Source organism: Vallitalea maricola, from assembly GCF_036985595.1.
Lineage (GTDB): Bacteria > Bacillota > Clostridia > Lachnospirales > Vallitaleaceae > Vallitalea > Vallitalea maricola.
The window spans coordinates 63,426-90,230 of record NZ_BTPU01000018.1 but is presented as its reverse complement, the minus strand read 5'-3'; the positions used below and the strand labels follow the sequence as shown (position 1 = coordinate 90,230).

Annotated in this window: 23 protein-coding genes and 1 pseudogene; 22 read left to right on the top strand and 2 right to left on the bottom strand. The window is 35.4% G+C overall.

What is annotated here, in order from left to right; all coding sequences use genetic code 11:
- Positions 1-16: 16 nt before the first annotated feature.
- The 15 genes from AACQ14_RS06115 to AACQ14_RS06050 all read left to right on the top strand — a co-directional run bounded on the left by AACQ14_RS06115 (position 17) and on the right by AACQ14_RS06050 (position 12,045).
- Positions 17-2,476 carry a hypothetical protein gene (locus tag AACQ14_RS06115; RefSeq protein ID WP_339362696.1) on the top strand — a complete coding sequence of 820 codons (2,460 nt, stop codon included), beginning with the start codon at positions 17-19 and terminating at the stop codon, positions 2,474-2,476.
- A 42-nt stretch (positions 2,477-2,518) separates the two neighbouring features.
- Positions 2,519-2,731 (top strand): helix-turn-helix domain-containing protein, encoded by a 213-nt coding sequence (locus tag AACQ14_RS06110; protein WP_339362695.1) that lies wholly within the window; start codon positions 2,519-2,521, stop codon positions 2,729-2,731.
- A gap of 105 nt (positions 2,732-2,836) precedes the next feature.
- On the top strand, positions 2,837-3,757 hold the full coding sequence (locus tag AACQ14_RS06105; protein ID WP_339362694.1) for a restriction endonuclease: 921 nt from the start codon (positions 2,837-2,839) through the stop codon (positions 3,755-3,757).
- A gap of 191 nt (positions 3,758-3,948) precedes the next feature.
- Entirely contained in the window at positions 3,949-4,905 is a 957-nt protein-coding gene (locus AACQ14_RS06100; protein WP_339362693.1) for an AAA family ATPase, read from the top strand.
- A gap of 69 nt (positions 4,906-4,974) precedes the next feature.
- A complete protein-coding gene (locus tag AACQ14_RS06095) occupies positions 4,975-5,331 on the top strand; it encodes a hypothetical protein (protein ID WP_339362692.1) in 357 nt (118 codons plus the stop codon).
- A gap of 172 nt (positions 5,332-5,503) precedes the next feature.
- Entirely contained in the window at positions 5,504-5,803 is a 300-nt protein-coding gene (locus tag AACQ14_RS06090; protein WP_339362691.1) for a plasmid mobilization protein, read from the top strand.
- A 30-nt stretch (positions 5,804-5,833) separates the two neighbouring features.
- Entirely contained in the window at positions 5,834-5,980 is a 147-nt protein-coding gene (locus AACQ14_RS06085) for an SHOCT domain-containing protein (protein WP_339362690.1), read from the top strand.
- Between the two features lie 136 nt (positions 5,981-6,116).
- A complete protein-coding gene (locus AACQ14_RS06080; RefSeq protein ID WP_339362689.1) occupies positions 6,117-6,725 on the top strand; it encodes a virulence RhuM family protein in 609 nt (202 codons plus the stop codon).
- A complete protein-coding gene (rhuM, locus tag AACQ14_RS06075; protein WP_339362725.1) occupies positions 6,695-7,120 on the top strand; it encodes a RhuM family protein in 426 nt (141 codons plus the stop codon). Before AACQ14_RS06080 ends, rhuM begins: the two co-directional genes overlap by 31 nt.
- A gap of 21 nt (positions 7,121-7,141) precedes the next feature.
- Positions 7,142-7,345: a hypothetical protein gene (locus tag AACQ14_RS06070; RefSeq protein WP_339362688.1), complete on the top strand. Its 204-nt coding sequence runs from the start codon at positions 7,142-7,144 to the stop codon at positions 7,343-7,345.
- Between the two features lie 80 nt (positions 7,346-7,425).
- On the top strand, positions 7,426-8,004 hold the full coding sequence (locus AACQ14_RS06065) for a toll/interleukin-1 receptor domain-containing protein (protein ID WP_339362687.1): 579 nt from the start codon (positions 7,426-7,428) through the stop codon (positions 8,002-8,004).
- 19 nt (positions 8,005-8,023) lie between these two features.
- Positions 8,024-9,844, top strand: a complete 1,821-nt coding sequence (locus AACQ14_RS06060) for a recombinase family protein (RefSeq protein ID WP_339362686.1) — start codon at positions 8,024-8,026, stop codon at positions 9,842-9,844.
- A gap of 24 nt (positions 9,845-9,868) precedes the next feature.
- On the top strand, positions 9,869-10,039 hold the full coding sequence (locus AACQ14_RS24900) for an HD domain-containing protein (RefSeq protein ID WP_423247986.1): 171 nt from the start codon (positions 9,869-9,871) through the stop codon (positions 10,037-10,039).
- A gap of 216 nt (positions 10,040-10,255) precedes the next feature.
- The gene (locus tag AACQ14_RS06055; RefSeq protein ID WP_339362685.1) at positions 10,256-11,167 is read left to right on the top strand and encodes a helix-turn-helix transcriptional regulator; all 912 of its coding nucleotides are present in this window, start codon (positions 10,256-10,258) and stop codon (positions 11,165-11,167) included.
- A gap of 80 nt (positions 11,168-11,247) precedes the next feature.
- Positions 11,248-12,045, top strand: coding sequence for an alpha/beta hydrolase (locus AACQ14_RS06050; RefSeq protein ID WP_339362684.1), 798 nt, complete (start codon positions 11,248-11,250; stop codon positions 12,043-12,045).
- 237 nt (positions 12,046-12,282) lie between these two features.
- Here the strand turns inward: AACQ14_RS06050 and AACQ14_RS06045 are convergent, their stop codons facing one another.
- Both AACQ14_RS06045 and AACQ14_RS06040 read right to left on the bottom strand, forming a co-directional pair.
- A complete protein-coding gene (locus tag AACQ14_RS06045) occupies positions 12,283-13,635 on the bottom strand; it encodes a sensor histidine kinase (RefSeq protein ID WP_339362683.1) in 1,353 nt (450 codons plus the stop codon).
- Positions 13,636-13,709: 74 nt separating this feature from the next.
- Positions 13,710-14,438 (bottom strand): LytR/AlgR family response regulator transcription factor, encoded by a 729-nt coding sequence (locus AACQ14_RS06040; RefSeq protein WP_339362682.1) that lies wholly within the window; start codon positions 14,436-14,438, stop codon positions 13,710-13,712.
- Positions 14,439-14,694: 256 nt separating this feature from the next.
- On the opposite strand from AACQ14_RS06040, the gene AACQ14_RS06035 reads away from it, so the two are divergent.
- The 7 genes and pseudogenes from AACQ14_RS06035 (at position 14,695) to AACQ14_RS06000 (ending at position 26,789) form a co-directional block, all read left to right on the top strand.
- Positions 14,695-15,102: a hypothetical protein gene (locus AACQ14_RS06035; protein WP_339362681.1), complete on the top strand. Its 408-nt coding sequence runs from the start codon at positions 14,695-14,697 to the stop codon at positions 15,100-15,102.
- A 72-nt stretch (positions 15,103-15,174) separates the two neighbouring features.
- Positions 15,175-15,387: a hypothetical protein gene (locus AACQ14_RS06030; protein ID WP_339362680.1), complete on the top strand. Its 213-nt coding sequence runs from the start codon at positions 15,175-15,177 to the stop codon at positions 15,385-15,387.
- 176 nt (positions 15,388-15,563) lie between these two features.
- Positions 15,564-20,117 (top strand): S-layer homology domain-containing protein, encoded by a 4,554-nt coding sequence (locus tag AACQ14_RS06025; protein WP_339362679.1) that lies wholly within the window; start codon positions 15,564-15,566, stop codon positions 20,115-20,117.
- A 213-nt stretch (positions 20,118-20,330) separates the two neighbouring features.
- Positions 20,331-20,918 (top strand): helix-turn-helix domain-containing protein, encoded by a 588-nt coding sequence (locus tag AACQ14_RS06020; RefSeq protein ID WP_339362678.1) that lies wholly within the window; start codon positions 20,331-20,333, stop codon positions 20,916-20,918.
- Positions 20,915-21,579, top strand: a pseudogene (locus AACQ14_RS24730) (CatA-like O-acetyltransferase). Before AACQ14_RS06020 ends, AACQ14_RS24730 begins: the two are co-directional and overlap by 4 nt.
- Before the next feature lie 741 nt (positions 21,580-22,320).
- Positions 22,321-23,622 (top strand): nucleotide sugar dehydrogenase, encoded by a 1,302-nt coding sequence (locus AACQ14_RS06005; RefSeq protein WP_339362676.1) that lies wholly within the window; start codon positions 22,321-22,323, stop codon positions 23,620-23,622.
- A 14-nt stretch (positions 23,623-23,636) separates the two neighbouring features.
- Entirely contained in the window at positions 23,637-26,789 is a 3,153-nt protein-coding gene (locus AACQ14_RS06000) for a polysaccharide deacetylase family protein (protein ID WP_339362675.1), read from the top strand.
- Positions 26,790-26,805: the final 16 nt, after the last annotated feature.

Below are 26,805 nucleotides of genomic sequence, written 5' to 3'. Positions count from 1 at the left end.
TGAAAAGAAGGATACTGTGTTAAATTTATTAACAAGTATTCGGCCTAATTATGACTCGGAAGATGTAGAATTCATAAAAAAATATGCGTTTAACAATGAAGAAGATGCTAATAGATTTGCTCAGTGCTTTTATCGAGATATTAATGAAGACAGTGATGAAATGTTTGAATTAAGGATGCAGTTTTATCAAAAATATCCTAAGTTTACGGATAACTATATTGATTTTAAATCCATGTTAAAAAATTGTGAACTGAGAACGATTAGATATTTTGCATTTTTATTAGAGAATAAGATAAAAAATAGAGAGAAAATGATTCATAGATATGAAAATGAGTTTTTACATGATGATACTGAATTCCTAATTCAAAATGGTGAACAGGTTCTCAAATTACTAATACCATATCTGCCAATAACTTCAGAAGAAATTCATTCATTTAGTGAATGGTCAGGGAGGTATTACAAAAATAGTATTGAGAGGGTCTGCATTAATATAATAAAAAAGGCAAATGCAGCTGTTATTACATCGAATCCTGAATTAGTTTGGAACTTTTTTAGAAGTTTCGAAGGTTGTAATAATGACCTTTTGAATGAAGTTTTATTAGATGCATTTGTAAAATTCCCCACGTCTTATAGTGATTGTATAATTCCTTTTATATCTAATGATTTTAACAAAATTATACTTGATAAAACCAGTGGTAACGGTGACGAGTTAAATTTAGTTAAAAAAGTGATTAGTAAGCATGGAGAGATTTGTACAAAGGAAACGTTCTTAGAATTAGAACAGCAGATTATTAATTATGTATCTCCTAGAGCAAAAGATATTTACATGAGACGAGTGGAGTTTAATAAGCAAAACAATGAACATACTGTCTATTGGAGTTTTTGGGGTGATTTACAATATGAACTGCTTAGGGCTCTACCAATTGACAGATTAAGTAATCAATCTAAACAATTACTACAGGTTTTAGAACGTAAATTTATTAAAGGATCAAGAATGTATTATTATTCTTCTGGTGGTGGAGGTTCAATCAACTCGCCGGTTTCTGGTAAGAAATTGTCTGATAATAATTGGAAAGAAATACTGCTTAGTAGAAAGTTAAAAAATAGAAAAGAGTCGAGTTGGAAGGATGTTCCTGGTGGTATCATCGAAAATTCTCGTGAAGCATTTTCGAGAAGTTTTAATTCTTCGGTATCAGAAAATCCTGAGAATATGTTGAGATTAGTGTTATCAATGGAAGAAAGTATTGATGATATTTTTATTGATGCTTTATTTAGTGGAATCGCTCATAGTAACTCTTTAACTAATGTTGATCAATTTTTAATTGAAAAGGCTATATTAAGACATCCAAGCAGTTATGATTCTTATAGAACCAGCTCAATCTGCACAATAATAGAAAAGAAAAGGCATATATTATGGTCTCAAGAAATTATAGATGTACTTCTTGATATAGCAGTTAATCATCATAATCCTGAAGGCGAAAAACCAAATGTCACTAACGCAGATGATAAAGAAATGAAAAGCATCAATATGCTCTTTAGTAATGCAATTAACTGTGTAAGGGGGCAAGCAGCAGAAGCGATAGGAGCATTATTATGGGATGATTCAAGTTATTTTCAGCAATTTAAAGATACCATAGAGCACATTATTAATGATGATAATCCAGCTGTAAAACTTTCTTCAATGTTTATTCTCTGGCCAGTTTATAATATCGAAAGAGATTGGGCAGCTGAAAAAATTCTTAAACTTATTGAAGATGATTATAGATTTGCTGGTTTCCATGGAATGAAGAACATGTTTTTCTTATTATACTCAAAATACAGAGAGCGCATTATAAGAGTTATAGAAAAATGCTATAATTCTTATAATGAAGATTTAGTAAAAATGGGAGCACATTGTTTGGCAGAAATGTATATTCTAAAAAATGAATTTGTAGCTGAGATGTCTGATGTAGATACGATGAGTATGAAGCAAGCGGAAGAAATATTGATGATGGTAATGTTGTATTTTAACAAAGACGAATACAACGAATTGGCTAAAGATATTATTTATAGATTTCGAAATAGTGAATTAGACTTAGAAATGCCTGTTTCTAGGTTGTTTTATGATGATTTAATCAATCTGGAAAGGGATGAAGAATTTTTAATACAAATAATGAACTCAAAATTAAGTCGCAGAACAGTCCATGCCTTTTTACATTATCTTGAAGAAGAATCTCGATCGCTAATAGCCTTTAAAAACATCATATTCACGATGAGTCAGAGTTTAATTACAGGAGATATTAGTTCTGAAGAAAGAACATGGGAAATTGATGATTCAGTTTCAAAACTGATAATAGGTTTATATGATGAGGTATCTAGTAGCCAACAATATGAACACAAAGAAATATCTGCGAAATGTCTTGATGTGTGGGATCTGATGTTCGAAAATCAAATAGGTTCGGCAAGAACACTGAGTCAAGAAATGATGCAACGGTAAAGATTTTCAAATGTCATTACTGTTATACTGGAGGTGTATGGAATGGATTTTGACCAAACAGTAAAAGAGATTAGAACCAAACTAAACATGAGTCAGGAACAACTAGCTAGAGAGCTTCACGTTAGCTTTGCGACGGTTAACCGGTGGGAAAATGGCAAGAACAGTCCTAACATGATTGCAAAAAAAGCTCTATATGACTTTTGTAAGAAAAAGGGACTGGAAGAAGCGTTGATTAAGCATTTGCTGGATTACTAAACTGAAATATATGAGATTAAGTGAGTTAATGCTATAGGACGATTATTAGAGAATTAATCTATTGAAATCGCTTAAAAAGAATAAAGTTTAGGAGGCGAGAAAACTGTGGCAATACCAAAATATCATGAATTTATGAAACCAGTATTGGAATTATTGAAAGATAATCAAGTCCATAAGCGTGTGGACATGTATAAGGTTTTAGCAATGCAGTTTCAATTAACTGAGGAAGAACTTGAAGAGTGGCTGCCAAGTGGTAAACAATTGGTTTATAAAAACAGAATAGGCTGGGCACTGACTTACCTGAAAAAAGCTAAAGTGATTGAATCACCTGCTAGAGCCAGTTTTAGAATTACTGAACTTGGACAGAAAGTACTGACCGAGAATCCAGAGGTTGTGGATCAAAATTATCTCAAGAAGTTTGAAGGTTTTCAAGACTTCATAAACAATACTTCGGAAAATACCCTTCTTGACAATGATATTTCAGATATCGGTAGTGACGAGTCACCACAAGATTTGCTGGATAGAGCTTATAAGACAATTTCTAATACATTGGCAGATGATCTATTAACAGAAGTTATGAACCAATCACCGGACTTTTTTGAAAAACTTGTGGTGGATTTGTTAGTTTCTATGGGCTATGGTGGTAGTAAGATTGAAAATAGCCAAGTTCTTGGAAAGTCTGGAGATGAAGGCATTGATGGCGTTATTAAAGAAGATAAATTAGGTTTTGACAAGATTTATATACAAGCGAAGCGCTGGGATACTGAAAAGACAGTTGGAAGACCTGAACTGCAAAAGTTTGTTGGTGCACTTACCGGACAAGGTGCATCAAAAGGTGCTTTTATAACAACAGCAAGTTTTACGAAAGAAGCTAAAGAATATGTAAGCAAGCAACATGCTTGTAAAATTGTCTTAATTGATGGCAAATCTTTAGCCGCACTTATGGTTGAACACGATCTTGGTGTTTCGGTAGAAAATACCTATTTGATTAAAAAAATTGACACAGATTATTTTAACGGAGAATAAAATCAAAATATTTTCGGCACCCCCCTATCTATTTTCGGCTTATAGATAGGGGGATTTTTTTATACTTTTTTTTGGTACACTCCCTATGATTTTTCGGCTAATAAGGGACAAGAATTAAAATGCAAAATGAATAGACCAACCCCCTCGAAAAATCGGCTTATAAGTATAGGGACAAAAAGGAGGTAAACAGAATGGAACATGAAAATGGACTAAAACTCATCAACATGAGTGATGTTGAGGTAACAGAAGTGAAATGGTTATGGAAGCCTTATATTCCCATCGGAAAAATCACCATTATTCAAGGTGATCCCGGAGAGGGTAAGACTACCATGATTTTGGCAATCGCATCAGCAATGACGACTGGTGATGTGTTGCATTTAAGTGAGGAGGCGTTAGAATGTAGCAATGTTATTTATCAGACAGCAGAAGATGGCTTAAGTGACACCATTAAACCAAGATTATTGGTAGCAGGTGCTGATTGTACCAAGGTAATCGTTATTGATAAAAGTCATAAGGAGCTGACTTTATCAGATAAAAGGATTGAAGAAGCCATTATGGAGACGAATGCCCAGCTACTCATAATTGATCCCTTACAGGCTTATTTAGGTTCTGGTGTAGATATGCATAGGGCAAATGAAATCAGACCCATTTTCAAAAATCTTTCTAGTGTTGCGGAGAGGACAGGCTGTGCAATCGTCATTATTGGTCATATGAATAAGGCAGGTGGTATCAAAGGGCTTTATCGTGGATTGGGTTCTATTGACATTACAGCTGCCGCTAGAAGTGTTCTCTTAGTAGCGCGTGTAAGAGCAGACCCATCGATTCGAGTAATGGCTCAGATCAAATCAAGCTTAGCACCTGAAGGTAAAAAAATTGCCTTTAAGTTGGATGAAGAAAATGGCTTTAAGTGGATAGGACAATATGACATTGATCTGGATGAGTTGCTTGGTGGTAGTTCAACGGAAAGTGTTCTAAAGCGAGCAGAAAAGCTAATTAAAGAAGTTCTTGATGATGGTGCTAAAGCCAGTGATTATGTTGTAGAAAGGGCAAAAGAGAAGCAGATTTCTCAAAGAACACTGAAAACAGCTAAAAAGAATCTTGAAGTAAAATCAATCAAGACAAAGGAAGGATGGAAATGGCAGTTATAAAATCAAGAGTGCAAGGGGGCAATGCTTATAACCTTTGCACGCTTGCACCCTTGAAAGGAAGGTGAAGACATGTTAGGAAAATTATTTGGTGTAGAAGAAGTAAAAGAAGAGCTTAAAAATGCAAAGGAAGAGATCCAAGTACTTGAACACAAGCTTCAAATCAAGGAAAAGTCCATAAAACAACTTGAAGATGCAGTGAAGATATTGGAAGAGAATATTAAATCATTGCTTGATGAAAATGACCAATTAAAGGCACGTCCAGATCATTTTGGACGAAAATCAAGAGCATCTGGTGAACATATCAGGCTTCTTAAAATGTATCATTGCAATCAATTATCTTATCAGGAAATTGCAGATAAAATGACAGCATATACCGGTGAAAAGTGGTCCAAAAGTACAGTTTATTATTTACTGACGAAGTCATAATGCTTTCACCTTCAATATCCCAGAATAAATCCGAAAGCGTCTAGTTTGTAACTGGACAGTAGGAAAAGCCCGAGGATTTATTTACCCTGTTTTAACAGGGGCAAGCTTCCACTTTGTACAGCCAAAGTTTATAAAAGTGGGCAAGCCCACACCCGTTTGCAGGAGAAACATTATGAGACAGCGAAACAAGCAAATCAATATACGTGTAACAGAAAAAGATAGATCAAAAATTATTAAGTTAGCAGCTAAGAGTGAGTGTAAATCATTAACGAATTATATCCTTGATAAAGCTTTGAACAAAGAAATAATCCAGTATGATTTGTATGAAATAAATGTAAGGCTATCAAAGATTGGGGGTGAGATAAATCATTTGGTGATGTTATGTCATCAAGGGAAAATTAAATTGGTGAATCTGACAAAATACACCAAAGAATTAGAAGAGCTACAGGAGGCTCTTAAGAACATAAAATAATATGAAAAGAAGATCAAGCAGGAGGGTCAGATGGAAAACTTAATGAAGTTTACAATACAGTTAGCCATGCTTTCCAGCCTGCTTGATGAAAAGATGATTTCAGAAAAAGAATTCATCAAGATCAAAGCTGAGTTGGAAAGAAAATACAAAATGAAACGATGTTTAAGTGGCACTTAATTATCTACTGTGATAAAATTAAAATGATAATTGGGAACATAAGTAACGAACTATCCGGAATTACCGGATAGTTCACTTAAAAACGTCAGACAGTGTCTGACGAATTTGAAGCTACATATGGAGAAGGAGGGTTACATTGGAACATAAAAAAAATTTACTCATATATCAGACAGAAGATGGAAAAACAAAAATAGATGTAAGACTTGAAAATGAAACCGTATGGATGACACAGAAGGCAATTGCAGAGCTCTATCAAAAAGGTGTTAATACCATTAATGAGCATATAAAAAACATTTATGCAGAAGGTGAACTTGAAGAAAATCGAACTATTCGGGAAAACCGAATAGTTCAAACTGAGGGAAATAGAGAGGTTGAAAGAACAGTACGTTTTTACAACCTAGAATTAATCATTGCTGTTGGCTACCGTGTACGTTCTAGCAGAGGTACACAATTCAGACGATGGGCGACAGAACGATTAAATGAGTACTTAGTCAAAGGCTTTACCATGGATGATGAACGTCTTAAGGGTATGCGTAACATTGGTGATGATTACTTTGATGAGCTTTTAGAACGTATTCGTGATATTAGAGCCTCGGAAAAAAGATTTTATAAGAAAATCACGGATATTTATGCCTTGTCGATAGATTATGATGGAAAATCAGAAGAAGCTAAAAAGTTCTTTGCAACGGTGCAAAAAACAAGCTTCATTTTGCTATTCATGGTCATACAGCAGCAGAACTCATAGAACAAAGAGCAGATGCCTCAAAAGACAATATGGGACTTACCACTTGGAGGGGTGACAAAGTGCGTAAAGGGGATATTACCGTTGCCAAGAATTATTTGACGGAAAAAGAAATAAAATCCCTAAACCGTATTGTAACCATGTATCTAGACTATGCTGAAGATCAGGCAGAAAGACGTAACCCAATGCATATGAAGGATTGGGAAGAAAAACTCAATGCCTTTCTAAAATTTAACGAGCGAGACATTCTTACTGGTGCAGGTTCTATATCTCATGAAGTAGCCAAGGAGCTTGCTGAAAAAGAATATGAGAAGTTCAATCAAAAGCGTCTAAATGCACCTGAAAAAGATGATTTTGATGTGTATCTAGAAGAGCATGAATGGACACACAAAAAATAATAGATTAGAGGTGATGTGAAGATGAGCGTTAGTACAATAATGAGTTCAATAGCAAGATATGAAAAAGAACTTTTAAAGCTAGAAAAAACGATGGCTGATGAACTAAAAAAAGAAGCTGATAAAAAGAAAAAAATATCTAGTTTGGAAAAACAAATCCGCCAAACGAAATCTCAATCGTCTATAAGTCTAAACTATCTCAAATACAGAGATATGAAAATGAGATAGTTACTATTAGCAAGAAAAAAGCTGACATAAATAAGAAAATAGCGGATAAAAGAACTAAACTGGCGGCAGAGAATCAAAAAATGAATAAAGAGCAGCAGAATATTCAAAAGAAAGAAAAGCAAGAGCAAGATAGGCTGCTCAAGTCGTATGAAACGAAAATTGATTCATTAACAAGTCAGATTGAATCTACACTTTCAACCAATAGAGAAAGTATTGAAAATAATTTGTCAGGTGTAACTGAATCATTTCCTGAGCATGATGTCTTTATTTCTCATGCATCTGAGGACAAAGAAGTATTTGTGCGAGAATTAGCTAGAGTATTAAGCGAAACATATGGATTGAATGTTTGGTATGATGAGTTTTCCATAAAATGGGGAGATAGTTTACGAACTGTTATTGATAAGGGGTTGAGTAATTCTAGATATGGTGTTGTAGTAATTTCAAGAAACTTTATTAGAAAAGGTTGGACTAATTATGAACTTGATGGTTTATTTCAAATTGAAATGACTAAGGGAAAAACAATTTTACCAATTTGGCATGATATTACAAAAGATGAGGTCCAAAAATTCAGTCCAAGTTTAGCGGGTAGAAAAGCATTGAATACTGCTATGTTCACAATTGATGAAATTGCACAGGAGTTGAAAAACCTATTGGATTAGATATAAAGGAAGTGGTGGCATGAAAGAAGTAGAAGTCATAAAACCTAAAAAGAATAAATTTGACCGTGCATCGGGCAAAGAACTCACCAAAATACGAGTTGCACCTTATTGTAGAGTAAGTACCGATTCGGCTGAGCAGATGGCTAGTTATGATTCTCAAGTGGCTTATTATGAGCAGAAGATCAAAGAAAACCCCAAATGGGAACTGGCAAAGATATACTCTGATGCGGGTATTAGTGGCACCAATATTGATAAACGCCTTGGCTTTCAAGAGATGATACGTGATGCCATGGCGGGGGAGTTTGATCTAGTCATTACCAAGAGTATTTCTAGGTTTGGTAGAAACACAAAAGATGTATTGGAATATACCAGACTATTAAAAAAGCATAATGTTGCTGTATTATTTGAAAAAGAAAATATCAATACCTTTTCCATGCAAGGTGAAGTTGCTATGACGGTTTTAACGTCAATAGCCCAACAGGAAAGTGAAAGTATTTCAACCAATGTAAAAATGGGACTAAAGATGAAAATGAAGCGTGGTGAATTGGTTGGTTTTCAAGGCTGTTTAGGATACGATTACGATAAAGAAAGCAAAGAGCTTGTGATTAATGAAGAAGAAGCTGAAGTCGTTCGGTATATATTTGATTGTTATAATCAAGGCAAAGGTGCCCGTCTTATTGGAAATGAATTAAAAGAAAAAGGCTATAAGACTAAAAGAGGTAGCACCAGTTGGCCTGACAGTACCATCAGAGGCATTTTAAAGAATGAAAAATACATGGGTGATTTACTCCTAGGTAAGACTTTCACCGTTGATCCAATCACCAAGCAGCGCCTTGATAATATGGGTGAAGAAGAGAAATATTACATCAAAGATCACCATGAGCCAATCGTCAGTAAAGAAATCTTTGAAAAAGCCCAAGCCATTAGAAACAAGCGTAATTGTAATATGGAAAAAGGACGCTTGAAACGCTATAGCAGGCAGTACACCTTTAGCAGTAAAATCGAATGTGGCTTTTGCGAAACAACAGTAGGCAGAAGAGCATGGAACTCAGGCACCAAGAATAAAAAAGTGGTGTGGCACTGCATAAAATCCAGTAAACATGGCAAGAAGTATTGTCCAGATAGTAAAGGCATTCATGAAGCTGTTATTGAAGAAGCTTTTGTTAAAGTCTTTAATGAAATGTGCCAGCATAACAGAGAGATCATAGAAGAGTTTATTTCAACCATTGAAAATACTTTAAGTGAGAGTACCAGCAAGAAAGAGCTATCAACGCTAAATAAAGAACTCAGCAAAGTGGAAGATAAAATCAAGAAGCTTATAGATCTTCATATTGATGGTGCCATTGACCGAGAAAATTATGAAAACAAGTTTATAGAACTAAATAAAGAGAAAGAACGACTAATCAAGGAAACCAATGAACTGTCTTTGACAGCTAGTGAAGAAAAGGAAATGAAAATAAGGCTTAAAAGCTTTAGGAAGTACTTTGATGCCAACAAACCCCTTAAAAAGTTTGATGCTGATGTCTTTGAATCTATTGTCGAGAAGATTTTACTCGGTGGAGTGGATGATAAAGGTCAAAAAGACCCTCATCAATTGACATTCGTATTTAAGACCGGTCCAAAATCGACGATTACTATGGGAAAAGATGATGATTCAGATAAAGAAAAAGGGTTTTTGAAGAAGGGTGTAGAATCATTTTCCCACTTATCACCCAACACATGTGGAGACGATTGTTCTGCTACAAAACAAATATACGTCGAAATAGTTGGTTTTACAGCGTTTGTCAAGCTATCACGTATATGCGCAATACACCAAATGGACTATCATAAGATTTTATAACTTCAACACACACCAAATGGTATAGTGAATGATTATTGCCATCCGAGATTCATAGCTTTAATGCTTTGTCTGAGCGATCTACTTGATCTTAATAAAGATAGGTTTAATGAATATTTTCTAGATGTTATAACTCCATTACCAAATGACTCAGCAATGCATAAATCAAAACATGAGTGTATAGTTCACTTAATGTGAGTAAAGAATGATAAAATTTTTGGGATTTATTATTGTAATTATGAAATAACAAACATAATAAAGACGGAGCACAATTGAAGTTACGAGAGATGTTCAGGCAGATCAGCATCCTTTTCTAAAGCACTAGATGTATAAAAAGATTAAGTAAGAATAGAGAGATAAATATATTAGACTTTTATGATTAAACAGTTTGTGAAAATTTAGAAAGGAGCAACTTTGAAAATTTATAGATTATTATCAATTATAACAACACTGCTTAATAAAGATCTTGTATCAGCAAAAGATTTAGCAGAGAAAAATGAAGTTTCAGTTAAAACTATTCAAAGAGATATAGAAACGTTAAATATGGCGGGAATCCCGGTCTTTTCAGAGAAAGGAATGAAGGGTGGATATGGAATATTAGACTCATATAAATTAGATACTAAACTATTATCAAATTTTGAAGTAGGTATTTTGAATTCGATGTTAGATGGGCTAAGGGCGATTTACGATAATAAGCAATTAGAAAATTTATGGGAGAAATTTGAGTATGCATTAGATTCAAGTCCTAATAATGAACAAATTCAAATGAAGGTTGATCTTTCTCCATGGAATCATGATGAAACAGTATCAAAGAAAGTAAATATTCTTTCGGACGCAATTAAAGATAAATCAATTGTGAAAATTGAGTATTATAATTTAGAAGGGATATCATCTATTAGAAATATAGAACCTTATGAGATGAAAATGAAGAATGGTAGATGGTATGTTAACGCCTATTGCTTGAGTAAAAATGATTTGCGGAATTTTAAAGTTAATAGGATAAAGGAAATCGAGAAAACAGTTCAACATTTCGTTAAGAGAGACTCTAGTATTGTTGATGATGAAGAGACAAGAAATCAAGATAGTGTGAAAAAAGTATTACGTTTTAATAAGAAAACTTATTCGAGAGTAGTAGACATTTTTAATGTTGATGAGATAAGTGAAATGAATGAGGAGTATATTATTGTAACGACATATCTCAGATGTGATTTGTGGTTATTATCAATGATTCTTTCTTTTGGGGATCAAGTAGAAGTCCTGGAACCCTCATCACTAATAAGTAAAGTAAGAGAAAATATAAAAAAAATGAATGAATTATATAAATAGGACATACTAGATGTCCTTTTTTTTATTCTAAAATAAGTAAAATGCGAGTTAATGTAAATTTATTAAGGAGAAGATATAAGATGAAAAACGACAAATTTTTTTTGGAAAAGAATGGACTAAAACTACACTATAAAATTAATGGAGAGGGAAAACCTATTATTCTATTGAATTCAGCGTTTGCAGATTTGAGAATTTGGAGTAAGGTGGAAGAAAGTTTATCACAGAAATATAAAGTTATTCAGCTTGACTTTAGATATTCAGGTGAAACAGAGCAAGATGATTCAGAATATAGTTTATTCGAGGATTTAGATTGCTTGATTAACGAGCTTGAATTGAGCAAAGTGAATCTAATTGGGCTTTCAGCTGGAGGGCACACTGCATTAGAATATGCTATTAAATATCCTTCAAAAGTTGATAAGATTTTTATAATTTCAACAGGATTGTTTGGTGTAGATGAAGATCAGAAAAAAGTAGAACGAATGAAAAATTTTCAGTCAGCGTTATATTCAGGTGACGTAGAAGAAGCTTCAAGAATATGGACTAAAATGTGGTTATTGGGTGAAAATAGAGAAGAGGATAGTCTTTCTTCGGACAAAGTTGTGTTGTTCAAAGAAATAACAAAACACAATCTTCTCAATGGAGTAAATTATAAAATGTCAAAGTTTTTGGAACCTCCTGTTAATGTATCTCTTGGAGAGCTTGAAAAAGAAGTTTTTCATATGATAGGATCGCTTGATTATAATGATGTGTTCAACTCAAGTGAAATTTTTAGAGAGAATATAAAAAATTATCAAGAATTGAAAGTTAATTCTGCTCATATTATACCTTTTGATTTACCAGAATTATTAGTCGAAAGAGTAATAAATTTCATTAAATAGAATTTTAACCATTATGAGATGCAATAAAAGAGATGTTAGCTACATAAAAGATACCCATCCGACAAGGAATCACAAGCTATCTACGAAATCATTATTGTCTACTCAAGGCATGTGGAAACAATAGTAGCTTTGAGAAAGCGATAGGTTAGTTAAAATATATAGCTGTCACGAAGAGACTGCGAGTTGTTTTAACGATTTCGTGGAGGTCCTAGCATTTGGTTAAAGAAATGTTGAAAATTATATCGTTGATTTTTTGTCCCATTCTTTAAAAATAAACTGTTCCGAAAATAAAATGCTAATAGTAAACCACTGATCTTCGTGGGAGCAAATCATAGTCCCGTGATATTTTGAAACAATAGAAGAAATAGACCCCATTCCAATGCCGTGTCCTTCTTTTGTAGAAATAGGCATCCCACTATTATTAAATACAACTTTATCATCAAAACGGTTTTTAACAATAATGCCTAGTTTTTGATCATAATATCTTGTAGAGATTTGGATTTCTTTACGACCTTCTTTTTGATTATGACTTGCATTAATTGCGTTTTCCAATACATTAGCCAATAGGATTGCTATATCATTACTATTCCAAGGGAGATCTAGGGGGATATCAATCTTTGAAGTAATATGGATATTTTCTTCTTCTGCTTTACTTATATGAACGAGCAAAGAGGAATTAATAATAGGGTTCTTACAAAAAATAATTGGCTTAGTGCTTTCTAAATCAACATTGAGTTGTGACAGAAGTAAGGAAGCAGAAGAAAGTTCTCCGTTATCAATCAGCGAAGATAAGATTTGAATATGATGGCGCATATCGTGTCGTAGTATAGAGATTTTTTCATTATTTTCACGAATGGTTTCTGCTTGATGCTTAATACCTTTTAATTGAGCGTGCAAAAGTTTATTTGCGGATTGAAGGGAGAGCTTTTCTTTTAACTCATTAAAATCAACATTCACATATTTCCATGCGACCACTGTGGTAGCACCTGTGGTAAGTCTTGAAGCAAGCTTTTGCCAAGTACTAATCCAATTTTCATTCATTGTACCAATCACATTGCTCAAACACAATAAGACGGGTATTAACCAAACCATTTTCCAATGGTAGGTATTTTCCTGAGATATATTGAAAATAAAAGAATGCTTTAGAAACCGCCAAAGAGGATATGCGGTAATAGTTAATAATACTGTATATATAAAGGTTTGCATTAAGATTTGTTGGTGTGGTGCAATCGTAGGAGCATATTGACTGAGTATAATAGCGGCAAAAGAATGAAGTACAAGAATATAGTTTGACTGCATACCAAAGATAAAGGCATGTTGAAAGAACATTCCTCTAATAATCATACAGTTAATAAATAAATATGTAAATGCACCAAATGAAAGTAATGATTTATAAATAAGAGAATTAATGACCGTATTTATTATAATTACAAAAAAAAGGATATTTTGAAATACAAAACAAATCATATAGCTGTATATAAGCTGCTTTTTTTGTTTTCTTGTAACTTGATTTGCAAAAGGAATATAACGTAAAATAATTCCTGGAATTTGGATTAATGTAATACAAAGGATAGTAATGAAGATTTCCATATTTGTTAGTCCCTCATTTTATGTTATCGTAAAGCAATACATCTTTTTATATTAATAAGGAGTATTGCTTAAATTCATTGCTTGTGCATAAAATACATCATATATTTTTTCATGACTGAAGCTCTTTTTCTTCTGCTAATAGGTAGTTTTTCTCCGGATTTTAAAATGAAATCTGAAGCTGTAGGGGTGTCAATATAGTCCATGTTCACAATAATACTACGGAAACATTCTATAAACCGGCTATCGGAAAGGAAGTTATCTTTATAGTCACTATATTTTCCTAGAATTTTTAATACTTTATCAGTAAGGTGAACATATACAGTTCGATTATTACAATCAATATATAAGATGTTTTTATAATATAGATATAAGGAGTCGAAGTTGGTTGAAACAATAATACCTGCATTATCCAGTTCTAGTTTACTAACAACATAATTCATGGCGCTATAAAAGTTTGCAATATGGTTTTCTATTGGTTTTATAATATATCCTACAGCATGCACATCGTAGCCGTCTAAAAGGTGATCATTACTGGTAGTAAAAAAAATAATACTACAATTCTTATCTATGGTGGAAATTTGTTTGGCTACGTCAATTCCTGTTACTTTATCCATATAAATATCTAGAAAGACAAGCTGATATTGACCGGGAGTATATTTTTTTAAGAAAGCTTCTCCACTTTCAAATTCTATAAAATTAGGAGAAACATCATATAAATCTTTTTTCTCTTCAAAATATGTATGTGCAAGGTGGCGAATCAAATTACGATCATCTTCCATATCATCAACAATTGCAATTTCCATATTAAGTCCCCCAAAATTATATAAACATTTAATTTTATTATACTATAATAAAATTTTGATTGCTATAGAGACTATAGGACTATTTTATTTTCACTACCACTGGGTAGTAATAAGAACCACTGGGTTTTAATATATTGAAAACTGATTTTTAATTTGTTATATTTTATGAGATTACAAAGGCTATTAAGCTTTCAAATCAAAGCTTTACAAAAGATTTGATGAGTATTTAAGAATAAAAAGATAGGGAGGAATGATTATGGGGTTATTCAACAAGTTTAAACAGGGAGCAGAAGATTTAGTAAAAGGATATGATAAAGTCAAATTAAATAAAAAATTAACATACGAAGAATTACTAGAAATTATGCAGGATGGCTCATATCCTTGTGGAAAACCAGACATTACAGGGAAAGGAATAATGAAATGTATTAGGTTTCCTGCGGTTGATAAGTATTTAATTCAAGTAGCAGTTACTGGAAAAACCATTACAATTTCAAAGATTTATAGCGGAACAGAGGGATTTGTAAAAGAGGTTGCAGGAGATCTGGCAACAGATGGTTGGTATTCTGCTGTAAATGGAGAAAATATTGACTTAAATAGAATGACTAGAAGTATAGGAGAAGAGCTTAGTAAATTATTAAAAGCAAAAGGATTATTAAAGGAGTAAGTGAGGGAAACGAGGCATTGCGAATAAATTATAAATAAAAGAAGGTGAGAAAGAAATGAAAAAAGTTTATTAATGGGATTTATAACAGTAGCAGTATTTGCATTAACAGCATGTGACGGGGCATATCAGATGAAACATGGATTTCTTTGCAATAAAATTACTACACTAAGGAGACTAACTAGGAATAGTCAATACAAAAATCTAGATTCTTTTGAACTAAAAGAGTGTATAGGAAATAAAGCATCAAAGAGGTGCTTTGAAAAATTAAATATAGTTGATAGGTAAGACTAGGCTAAATTAAAAACAACGTTAAATGAAAGTTCAAATACTTATTCAACTATAAATGATTTAGATAAAACTGTGGCAATATACTCCTTAAAATAGTCAGAGCTATAGAAAAAATAAAAAGACCACAGTGTTGCTATTGATTATAACAAAGTTGATAAAGAAGGAGCGTATTGATGTATTTAATTACAAAAATATCATACAAGGAAAAAATGAAGAAAAGAATATTAAGCATCTTTTTGACACTGTGCATGGTGCTGAGCCTGCTGCCGATGACAGCGTTTGCGGCGGACATCCCCGACGGCTATGCGAACGGCGACTCCGTGAGTAGCACGGGATTTTACTTGGACTCGGATATCCCCACCGAAAATACCGCCTACATAGCGGGCGACGGCTATGTCCTGTGGGAGCCAACGGTGGATACCGAAAGTAACGTCACAGGTGGCACGGTGACCCTGCACGACGCAACCATTGCTTCCAGCCTTAAGGCGCTGTACCTGCCGTCTGTTCCCATCACGATTGAGGTAGAAGGGACAAACGCGCTCACGGCAAAGAAAGAAGGAATTTACCATGAGAGCGGAGCCCTCGTCATAGAGGGTAGCGGCACACTATCGGTTGAAACCTCAGGTTATATAGGCATTTATCAAAGAGCTGATGACTTGACCATTACAGGAGATGTAACTGTAAGCGCAAGTGCATTGGGCACGAACAGCAACGGCATTCGTTGTGCGCCACTGACGATTTGCGATAATGCCAGCGTAACGGCTTCTGGAACTTTGCGTGATCTCAACGCAAATGGCGATGTTACCATCAACACCACCGGAGCCACCATAATGTCTAAATATATCAAAGCGGACACCGTGACCGTCACAGATGGTACGACGCTGACAATCCCGGAAGGCAAACCCCTGACATTGGAAATCGGCACGATGATTATCAATAACGGTATAATCAATTTCCCTAACGGAATCACTGCAACTGAGATCACGAAGCTGAACCTCACCGGAAGCGGCAAAATCCAGATCGACGGTAGTGATGCCGTGTTGATTGGTGATGACCTCTACACCGGCGTTACCGACGTGAGCGACAAAGGACTTGACCTAAGCACGGGCACTCCCACCACAGCGACCTCCTACTTAGCAGGCGACGGCCAGATTCTATGGGTGCCTGCCGATGGTGACACTCCGGCTACGCTGACGCTGAACAACGCAACGATAGATACCACTTCAAATTCACTAGATGTGAGCGCAATCCACTTGCCGGAGATCCCTGTTACGATTGAGGTAACGGGAACAAATAATTTGGCGTCAAGCGTATACGCAATTTTAAACAATAACGCAGATATAACAATTGAGGGCGACGGGACGCTGAATTTTGAAGAATCGGGCGGTAGCGCCAGCGGTATCTATTGCGGTAGCCTGACAGTCACGGGGGATGTCAGTTTATTTGGAGACTGCGTCGATCAGGATTTTTATTGCATGGATAGTATTATGATAGATACCACCGGAACCGTAGATGCGCCGGAAATACGGGATTATGGAACTTTTACTTATATGCAAGGGACCATGGTCGGATCGTTGGTTACGGAATTGAAGGGTGATTACACCAATTACAATCTTTGCTATGTCTATGGAGATGTAGAATTGTCGGAAGATTTTAACGTTATGGCAGCGAACATAGAGGATGGGCTGACCATTACAGCCGGCGCAACGCTGACCATTGACGAGGGGGTAACCCTCACGGTGCAAGATGGCACGGAGATCACAAATAACGGCACCATCGTCAATAACGGTACTTTCAATTTCCCCGTGGGAACGACAGTAGCGGAGATTAGCGCACTGAATCTCACTGGAAATGGTAGCGTTCAGCTGGACGGTACTACCGTTTTAGTTGTTGACGGGGAATTTTATACCTCTGCCGGAGATATCAGCAATAGTACTCTCGATTTGAGTACAAACACCCCAACGACAGCCGCCGTCTACACGTCGGGCGACGGATATGTCCTGTGGGATCCGACGGTGGACGGCGACAGTAACGTCACAAGCGGTATGCTGACGTTGCACAATGCGACCATGGAAGCAAGCGTTTACCAATCGTTGATTACCCTTCCAACCGTTGACGTTACCGTTGAACTGGAGGGTGAGAACAGCTTAACCAATACTGCCGATGCGGAAGATATCATCACTATTATTGAGCAGGGTAGGATCGTAGTGATTGACAATGACAATCCCGAGAAACAAACTCCGCAGACCTACACCCTGACCTTCTCCGGCGACGGCACCCTAGAAACAGAGACAAATGCTAAAATTGGAATTTCCACAGATGGTACATTGATTATCGCAAGCAGTGGCAATATTGATTTAGTAAGCGTCAACACAGTTGATTTTCTCATGGAGAGGGGTTATCTGGAAAGTAGTTTAGCCTCTGCCGGCGATATGGTAATCAACGGTGGCACGATTTATGCAAGAGAGAGTGTGTGTGTTGGTGATTTTTCTATGACCGGCGGCACAGTCACATTTGATTCTTTAGAATCCTTTGGATTGAGGTGTCTTGGAATGGTTACCCATACCGGTGGCACACTTACTGCTAGTATATTGAATGTGGATATCGCCACTTACACCATCACATACCATATTTATGGTGATGTGACCTTGTCGAATGAAATAATGCCAGCTGGCACAACACAGTATTCCACGAAATATGTTGTCAGAATTATGAATGGAAGTAGCCTGACCATCGATAGCGATGCCGTACTATATACGGCAGGAAATGTATCCGGTTTTACGATGTCAGACGTGACGGCGGACAACATTGGCGAATACATCGTCAATGACGGAACCCTTGTCAATAACGGCGTTATCCTTCTTCCGAATGGGCTGACGGATGCCGAGGTCAAAACAATTGCACAGAACGTTTTGAAGTCCCCCTCCGGCAGCGGCAAAATTCAGGTGTATGACGGCGTAGACGGAACAAACAATACTATTTATTCCAACAGCGGCGAACGAATGACCTTGATTCTTGGTAATCTTGACTTGACCAGCGGCGAGCACAGCAGTGCAACGCTGGCAGACGATGGTTACACTTGGACGGGCAATAGCACAGACGGCTACACGCTGACTTTGGGGGGCACTTACCTGGACGGTGATCTAACCCTTCCCGACAATTCCCCCGTGGAGATTCACACGACGGCGTCCAGCGTCATCAATGGTGCTATACAAGGCGCCGGCTCCTATGCCATTTGTTTTACTTTAACAGGCACTGCGCCCCTGACCATTTACGGAGATATCAGCAACTTTGTAAATGGAGATAAGGTTACAATACAGGACGGCGTACAAGTAACGATAAACGGATTTATCTCCATCGGTGCTTCCGGAACAGACGGCACCTTGGTAGTAACTGGAAGGGGAACTACTCTGTCTATTCCTTCTACTGGTGCTTACGCCATTGGTTGCGATACCGTACGGGTAGAAGGTGGCGCAATGTTGAATGTAAGCGCAGAGAATTGCAGTATACATACCTTAGACGGCGGCGTTTCTGTCACTGACGGATCGACCCTTAAAGTGGGATGTGACTACGGTGTGTACATAGAGGACGGAACATTTACTGTGGATGATTCCAGCACCTTCACCGCAAGCGCATCCACCGCCGCAGTTTGTGTAGTGGATACAAGCACAACAAAATCCCAGAGTGAGACACTGAATGTATCATCGACACTGCTGCCAAGCGGTGCGGAAATTGCCAGTGCCATAGGCGATACAAGTGGCTATGGCTATACCTACTGGAGTATCGTAACGAGCGGTAATACCCTGTCCGCAACCAATGAAAACAGTACACCAGCTACCCTTTCCAATGCAGTAGGTGAGCTGAAACTGAAAAAGACTAGTTCCTCAGATGGTGGAAGTAGTTCAGGTGGAAGTAGTTCAGGCGGAAGTAGCAGCACAACATCATATACCATCACTGCAACGGCAGGAGAAAATGGTAGCATCAGTGCTAGTGGTAAGGTCAGTGTGGTTAGAAATTCAGACAAAAGCTTTACCATTACTCCTGACAGTGGCTATACTGTTTCTGATGTTTTGGTAGACGGAGTGAGTGTAGGAGCCGTAAGTTCCTATACCTTCGAACGAGTTACTAAAAATCATATCATCACTGTTAGCTTTATCAAGAAAGCGAAAATTACAGGATATAACGATGTGAAGGATAGCAGCTGGTTTAAAGAGGCAGTGGATTTTGTGACAGAGAAGGGATTGATGACTGGTACTGGGAATGGTAAGTTCAGTCCTTTCCTCAGTACAGACCGAGGTATGATTGTTATCATCCTTTGGAGACTAGAAGGACGGCCTGAGGCTTCCAGTGATGCCTGTTTCTCAGACGTTACCGAGGGCAAGTATTATGCGGATGCAGTCAACTGGGGGGCAGAAAATGACATCGTGAAGGGCTATGGAAACGGAAACTTTGGTCCTACAGATACCATTACTCGTGAGCAGATGGCGGCAATTTTGTATAGATATTCGCAGTTTAAGGGATATGATACGACACAAGGCGATATGCCTGTCCGAGAATTTTCTGATTACGACATGATTTCAGCTTGGGCACTTGAGTCGGTAACGTGGTCCGTAAACGCAAAGTTGATGTCTGGTAAGGATAATAATGTGATTGATGCACGTGGAGAGGCTACTCGTGCAGAGGTTGCGACAATTTTAATGCACTTTTGCCAGAACGTGACTAAGTAATTCAATCTTTTTGAAGTAAAGGTGGCCGGGAAATTCCCGGACACCTTTTGTAATTGGGGCATTGTATCTATTCAGTATGGTAGTTTTAAGGCTATATGGACACAAAAAAAGTGGGAAACTGTTTGAAAACTATTACTCTTAAATAAACTCTACGGAGCGTTTATTGAAAAATTACATATTACACGTTATGCTTTATATGTGGAGGTGATTAATATGGATTGTATTAAGGCTGGAAAACTTATTTTAAGCCTTCGTAAAGAAAAGAATATGACACAGAAAGAAATTGCGGATGCTTTGAATATAAGTGACAAAACTATTTCAAAATGGGAGCGTGGTTTAGGCTGTCCTGACGTATCTTTACTTGGCGAGCTTGCCAATATTTTAGGTGTAAATGTTGAAAAATTATTATTAGGGGATTTATCACCTAATAGTAAGGATACAGGTAATTTAAAGAATGTTAAATTCTATGTATGCTCAAATTGTGGGGATATTATATATAGTACTGGTAAAGCACATATTTCATGTTGTGGTAGAAAACTTACACCTTTAGTTGATAAACAACATGATGAAGATCATAAAATAATTATTGATGAAATTGAAAATGATTATTATATTACTATTAAACATGAGATGACTAAAAATCATTATATTTCGTTTGTTGCTTATGTGTCTTTTGACCGAGTGCAATTAGTAAAACTATATCCAGAACAGAATGCGGAGATTCGTTTGCCTAAAAGACAAAAAGGAAAGCTATATGTATATTGTAGTAAGCATGGATTATGGGGGAAGGAGAATAAATGACTATGAATACAAGTTTTCACCCTATAGACATTCAAACTTGGTCTAGAGGGCAAATGTTTCACTATTTTTCAGTAATGGCGCCAACTAGTTATTCTATGACAGTTGAACTTAGTATAACGAATTTTAGAAATTCTCTTAAACAACAAAATATAAAGTTCTTTCCTGCATACATATGGTTAGTAACAAAAACACTTAATCAACAAGTTGAATTTAAGGTAGGCATGGTAGATGAAACAATAGGTTATTGGGATACATTGACACCCTTATATGCCTGTTTTCATGAAGATGATGAAACTATATCATTGATGTGGACTGAATATAATGATGATTTTGAAGTTTTTATAAGAGTTATTTAGAAAATCAAAAGTTATATGGAAATAATCATGGTGTCCTTTCTCAGCCGCATTTATTGCCGCCAGCTAATGCTTATACTGTTTCCTGTGTTCCGTGGATAGAATTTAAACATTTCTCACTTCATAGTTATAATAATAAACCTTATTATTTCCCAACTATTGAAGCAGGTAGATTTATAGAAAAAAATGGTCAAATTAAATTACTACTTTCTATTACTGCACATCATGCTACAACAGATGGATGGCATATTAATAAATTTTTAGATGAATTACAGTATGCTATGTATCAATGGAATAATATCATTTAAAATGTTAATTAAGCACAAAAGTCAAATCGAACGAAAAGAAAAATGAATATGAGTCAATATGTATCCCTATTAATTCTTGATAGGGATATTTTTATATAGTGCAAGTGTAAAGGTTAATAAAATATCTCAACCAGTGAATATTATAAGGAAGTTTTTCTTTGCATGAAGATCTATAATACTGAGTATGTTAAATCATCAATATTATCTGACAATTATACAGCTGGTGTACAATGTACGCAGCATATACTGAAAAGTAAGTCTAGCTCCAATATTATTGTGTTCCAGATATGAAAGTTATGATAATTTCTAAATTATTCATGGATTCTGAAAAGAGTAACCAGTCAATAAACAATATGTTCCTAAGTGAAATAATTAAGTTAAGGAATATGGAAGCTTATAGGAAGCGGCTGCAACAAAAATATCTGTCCTTAAACCTTATTGGAATAAAAAACTAAAATGTTGAAAGCAAACAGGTGTGAGATTTTATCAAATCATACACAAATGCATTTGAATTCTTTGATGATTATGACATCAGATTATCGAGAAGCCTTGATATGGTTCTACAAAAATGTCGAAAATTGTTAAAAAAGGTAAAAAATAGTTGAATTCTCCTATTCTATATAATATACTTAGTATAAGTTAATAACATATAAAATAAGTTTAATATAGTATTTTAAAATAATTCGTATAAATAAAATTAAAAGCATAAAATATAGCAAAATGAAAGTAGGAATCAACTATATGTTTATAAAAAATTATAAAATTGCAGTAGTTGGATTAGGGTATGTGGGACTTCCTATTGCAGTTGAATTTGCAAAAAAAACAAGTGTCATAGGATTTGATATTAACTGCGAGAAAATTAATCAATATAAGGCTGGGATCGATCCTACAAAGGAAGTAGGAGATGAAGAAATTAAAAAAACCACAGTAGAGTTTACATATGAAGAGACAAAGCTCAGTGAGGCAAATTTTATAGTGGTGGCAGTACCTACACCTGTTGATATGGACAAGCGCCCAGATTTATTTCCTGTTACAGAAGTGAGTAGAATTATAGGCCGTAATCTATCAAGAGGTGCTGTTGTCGTCTATGAATCAACGGTTTATCCAGGGGTAACAGAGGATATATGTATTCCTATTTTAGAAGAGGCTTCGGGGCTTACGTGTGGGGAAGATTTTAAGGTAGGTTACTCTCCTGAGAGAATTAACCCAGCAGATAAGATTCACAGACTTCATAATATTACAAAAATCGTCTCGGGTATAGATGAGGAGACACTCGAAATTGTTGCCAGAACTTATGAGACCATTATTGAAGCGGGAGTCTATAGGGCAAAGACGATAAAAGTAGCAGAGGCTGCTAAATTAGTTGAAAATGCTCAAAGAGATATCAATATTGCCTTTATGAATGAGTTGGCGATAGTCTTTGACCGTATGGAGATAGACACAAAGGATGTCATTGAAGCTATGAATACCAAATGGAACGCACTAGGCTTCTATCCAGGACTTGTAGGCGGGCATTGTATAGGTGTAGATCCTTATTATTTTATTTATCAGGCAGAACAGCTAGGATATCATTCCCAGATTATCCTTGCTGGAAGAAAAATTAACGACAGTATGGGAAGATTTATTGCGGAAACGACTGTTAAACATATGATTAAGGCGAATATATCAGTGAAAAATTCAAAGGTATACATAATGGGTATTACATTTAAAGAAGACTGTCCAGATATTCGCAATTCCAAAGTAGAGGATATCATCAAGCATTTAACAGAATATGAAGTCAATGTAACCGCCGTAGACCCAGTGATAAGTCAAAAGGAAGTAGAGGCAAAATTTGACATTGAAATGGTTACTATGAAAGAAATCAACCAAGCCGATTGTATCATCTTTGCAGTAGCCCACCGTCAATTTAAAAACCTATCATATGAGAAAATAAATAAGATGTTTAAATCACACCAAAGGCAAAAAAAGGTGATTATTGATATTAAAAATATTCTTGATAAGGACAAGTTAGAAAATGAAGGTTATTCCTACTGGAGTTTATAAATGGAGGCGTGGATATGTTTTATAATAAAAAGAAAATCTTTCTAATAGGGATAGTGTCTATAGCTGCAATGATCAGCATTTTAATATGGCTACATATGGATAAGAATAAAGAAGAAGCTTTTCATGATGTAAAAACTAAGTATAATGGGGAACAAGAAATCAATGAAGCCCTAAAAAAGTTAGAAAAAAGAGGTGAAAAGGCTTACCTCATTAGGGATATTGATACGGTAGATAGAAAGGTTGCCCTTACTTTTGAAGGTTTAGCAGATCCAGATATAATGAAGAAAATACTGGCACTGCTTCATAAGTATAACATAAAAGCAACTTTTTTTGTTTCAGGTATTGAAAGTGCAGAGGATCAAGATTCGGTTCTTGCTATTGCAAAAGCAGAACAGGAGATTGGTAGCTATAGTCTTTCTGCTAGGAAGCATATGGAAAAATTACAGGAAGCAGAGATAGTAAAAGATCTATGTCTAACTAATGTAATATTAAGAAAAATCATAGGCAAAGAACCACAAATTTTAAAATGTAATGTAACCGAATATGAAGATTCTTTTTTAACTATTGTAAATGCATGTGGTATAAATAGCGTAGTAGAAAGCAATTATTTGTTGAGTTACCAGAGCTTCTCTTCTTATAATATGGCAGAAGCATATGTGAAAAATTTAAAAAAGGGAACTATTATTTCTATTAAATTAAAAGGCACTTTAAATGAAGAGGAATATGACGACAAACAAAAAGATATAGATAAAGAAGAAGATCAGAAGCCTGCAATTGATAAACAACCCACTATTAAGAAGGAAGATAAAAAAACAAGAGAAGAAATTGATATCGTTACACTTGTTGAATGGGTTTTAATAGCAATGAACGATAATAATTATTCAACAGAATTTGTTAAGGATTTGTCTCTCTATCAAGACAAAGATTTTGACAGGGATTTTGATGCCTTGAGAAAAAGTAATGATGAAAAGCTAGCAAAGGTATATAAGAACGTAACTACAAGGAGTAAATTAATTGCTTATTTATTTAGGGGAATAAAAAATGAAGCAATACTTAATAACATATTAGCTTTTTTAAAAGAAAATCAGATAAAGGCAACATTTTTTGTAACAGGAAATGAAGCCGTTGACTATCCAAGACAAGTTCAAAAAATACTGGATGAGGGACATACCATAGGTAATGGAGGGTTGACAGGAGATGAACTCATTGGTAAGGATTTTGGACAGGTTTATTTCGATATATGGAAAGGTCAGAAGGTTTTACAAGAAAGATTTGGTGTAACAGCAGATATATTTATGCCGGTTTATGGAAATTATGATGACACTATAAGAGAAGTAGTGCAAACTTTGGGATGTTCTGCAGTTACATATAATAAGAGGCCTATAAAGGAGAAAGAAGCATCAGTCGATCAGATTATGAACAGTTATAAGGGGTTTGCACCAGGAGATGTTATCTTTTTCAGACTAGGCTATCATGATAAACTCGATCAGATAGTTACAAAAACTTATGAAGAAATTAAGAAGGCTGGATACTCTGTAGTAGATATTCAGACATTGTTAAAAAACGAATCTACAACTAGGGAAAGTACATCAACATATAAGCAGAACAATGAGGAAACAGAAGGTAACATTCAACAGCCCTTATTAAGTGATTATGAGCAGTTAAAAATAAAAAATAATGGAAATAAGGCTAAAGTCATTACCAACCTCTATACAACTCAACCAGCAGTAGCTTATATCTTCCGAGGAATCTCTGATAGAGCCGCATTAGATAGCGTACTTGAAGTTTTAGATGATATAGATGCACAAGCAAGCTTTTTTGTTACTGGAAAAGAAATAATGAATTATCCTGATAATGTACAGGAAATTGTAAATAGAGGGCATGAAATCTATAATGGTGGTTATGGTATGAATCCAGATAATCCCAGTCATTTGGACTTTAACTCTATATGTTATGAAATTGAAATGGGGAAAAGGTGTCTAAAGAACTTTTTGGGAGAAGCGTATTCAGAAGAAGACAATGCATATTACATGCCGTTGTATGCTGATATTAATGGTAATGTATTGGAAGCGGCTTCTGCGTTAGGTTATAACAAAGTAGTGACATATAATAAGAGTACAATGATTAAGGCCTATAAAGATTTATCCGTAGATGAAATCATTGCAGATTACTTCGCGAATACCATTGCCCTTCACAGAGGTGATATCGTTTATTACCGTCTGGATTATCTAACCCAGCCAGGTGCAATCAAAGATTTAATAAGAAAAATCGCAAATGTTTATATAAAACAGTCTACATATAACATTGTTTCATTAAATAATATGATAAACAGCGACCTAGTGTATCAACCCGTTTCACGGTTAGAAGGAGTCGGAAGTGATTTGATTAAGCCTACCTATCATTATTCTGAGGATGAGCTATTAAATTCTATTTTTGACCGCTATATTGGAAATCAAAGTATTGACTCCAGCGAGGAGTTGATCGGGTTTACAGATGACGAAATTGCACAGATTGACAAAATTGGAGAGGTAGATACTAAAGAGGAAAAAGTCATTTTCTTAACTTTCGATGATTGGGGATCAGATAAAGCAGTTACTAATTTGTTGAATCTCCTTGATAAATATGATGTAAAAGCTTCATTTTTTGTTCGAGTGGGAAATGACAGCGTATCAATAAAGGATAATATGGGCAATCCTAACCTTCTACGTGCTATAGCCCTTAATGGGCATGACATAGGGAATCACACCTTTACACATATGAAAATTAATATATTAACAGAAGACGAGCGAAACTTACTAAGAGAAGATATTGTAGCAGCTCATCAGGAAATGGCAAGGTATATTGGAGATACTGGGGCTTTAAAACTATTCTTTAGACCTCCAACATTGGCAGTTAGTAAGCTTGGTGTTGAAACTATATTTGACTGCGGATATAAATATATTATTAATGGTGATTTTAGTACTCATGATTATGAAGCCCAAAGTTCAGAAGAACTCATTAACAAATTAATCAATGGAATGGGTAAACGAAGTATCGAAGATGGCAGTATTGTAGTGATGCACATGTCTGACAATAGTCGATATACGGCGGAAGCCTTAGATGTAGTTATACCCTATTATCAAGCAAAGGGTTACCGCTTCGCTAAGCTTAGTGATTATTTAAACTAGAATTTTTGACACATAT